Below are 2,208 nucleotides of genomic sequence, written 5' to 3' on the forward strand. Positions count from 1 at the left end.
CTGTAGAGGGTGCCTGGAAGTACGCCTTCGCGAGCAGGCTCGCTCCCACATTGGATTTCGCCGGGGTAGAGAAAACGGTTGGATCCACACGGCGGTTCTGGTATTTGATGGGACCTTTCCCATCGATAAAAGGATCTTGTCCATGAGTTACCGCACGCTGGGCCATTCCGGGTTGCAAGTCTCGACGCTGACCCTGGGCACGATGATGTTCGGTGAACAGACCAGCACCGAGGATTCGCTGCGGATCATCGACAAGGCCTGGGACCAGGGCATCAATTTCATCGACACGGCCGATGTCTACACCAACGGCCGTTCCGAAGAAATCGTCGGCGAGGCGATTGCCAGCCGTCGCCACGAGTGGGTGCTCGCCACCAAGGTCGGCTTCGGCCCGCCGGACGGCGTGCCCAACCGCAGCGGCTTGAGCCGCAAGCATATCTTCAACGGCATCGAGGCCAGCCTGACGCGCCTGGGCACCGATTACCTGGACATCTACTACCTGCACCGCGAAGACCACAACACGCCCTTGCAGGTCACGGTGTCGGCCATCGGCGACTTGATTCGCCAGGGCAAGATCCGTTATTGGGGCCTGTCGAACTACCGTGCCTGGCGCATCGCCGAGGTGATCCGTATCGCCGACAGCCTGGGCGTCGATCGGCCGGTGATCAGCCAGCCGCTGTACAACATCGTCAACCGCCAGGCGGAAACCGAACAGATCACCGCCGCGCAGAACTACGGCCTCGGCGTGGTGCCCTACAGCCCCCTCGCCCGAGGTGTGCTCAGCGGCAAGTACGCACCCGATGTGGCACCGGACGCCAACAGCCGCGCCGGCCGCCAGGACAAGCGCATCCTGGAAACCGAATGGCGGGTCGAATCCCTGCGCATTGCCCAGCAGATCCAGCAATACACCCGCGCTCGCGGCGTCGGCATCGTCGAATTCGCCATTGCCTGGGTGCTGAACAACCGTGCCGTCACTTCGGCCATCGTCGGACCGCGCACCGAGGAGCAGTGGGACGCGTACACCAGGGCGCAAGCGGTGCGGATCACGGCGGATGACGAAGCGTTCATCGATTCGCTGGTGACACCGGGGCATGCTTCAACGCCGGGGTTCAACGACATCAGTCATTTCGTGCCGGGCCGCGTGCCGCATACGTCGTAATATTCAACGCAGGCCCCCGTGGCGCGGGAGCTTGCTCCCGCTCGGCTGCGTAACAGCCGCTATTTTCGGGTCCGCTACGCGGCCCAGCGGGAGCAAGCTCCCTTGCCACGGGTAGACAATCCCCTGCTGCAATTCCAATAACAAGAGGCATCAGTGTCCAAAGGCATCGCTCTATCGGCCTCGGCCTCCGCCCTGTTCGCGGTCATGTATTACTACACCTCGCTGCTCGCACCGCTGACCGGCCTGGAGATTTTTGGCTGGCGCATGCTGCTGACGATGCCTTGCATGACGGCGTTCATGCTGATTGCACGGGAGTGGAAGCTCGTCGCCGATCTTGTCGAGCGGCTGGTCGCCACACCGCTTCTGCTGCTCGGGGCGATGGCGTCTTCGGCGTTGATGGGCGCGCAGTTGTGGCTGTTCATGTGGGCGCCGCTCAACGGCTACAGCCTGGACGTGTCGCTGGGTTATTTTCTGCTGCCGCTGTCGATGGTCCTGACCGGGCGCATCGTCTATGGCGAGCGGCTCTCGCGCTTTCAGAAAATCGCCGTGTTCCTCGCTACGCTCGGCGTGCTCAACGAGCTATGGCAAGTCGGCAGTTTGTCTTGGGCGACCCTGTTGGTCGTGCTGGGCTATCCACTGTATTTCATCCTGCGCAAACGCATCCGGACCGACAACCTCGGCGGTCTCTGGCTGGACATGGCCCTGATGCTGCCGTTGGCCCTCTGGTTCGTGCAGAGCGGTGCGCAAGGCTTTGGTGTCTTCAGCCAATACCCGTGGCTATCGCTGCTCATTCCGGTACTTGGCGTCATCAGCGCCTCGGCGCTGGTGGCCTACATCGTTGCCAGCCGCTTGCTGCCGCTCGGCCTGTTCGGGCTGTTGAGTTATGTCGAACCGGTGCTGCTGCTGGGCGTCGCGCTGCTGCTGGGGGAAAGCATCCAGGCTGAGGAATGGCTCACCTATATCCCCATCTGGTTGGCGGTGGCCGTGCTGGTACTGGAAGGCTTCAGGCACCTGGTGCGGCAGCGGCGCCGGGCTTAAGGCTACCCCCGCGG

Annotated in this window: 2 protein-coding genes; both read left to right on the forward strand. The window is 62.8% G+C overall.

Features of this window, described 5'->3' with window-relative positions:
* Positions 1 to 142 precede the first annotated feature (142 nt).
* On the forward strand, positions 143 to 1,156 hold the full coding sequence (locus tag ACE04F_RS12460; RefSeq protein WP_486107061.1) for an aldo/keto reductase: 1,014 nt from the start codon (positions 143 to 145) through the stop codon (positions 1,154 to 1,156).
* 153 nt (positions 1,157 to 1,309) lie between these two features.
* Complete coding sequence (rarD, locus tag ACE04F_RS12465; protein WP_486107063.1) at positions 1,310 to 2,194, forward strand: EamA family transporter RarD; 885 nt, start codon at positions 1,310 to 1,312, stop codon at positions 2,192 to 2,194.
* Positions 2,195 to 2,208: the final 14 nt, after the last annotated feature.

It is taken from the genome of Pseudomonas sp. AGC41 (genome assembly GCF_057334555.1).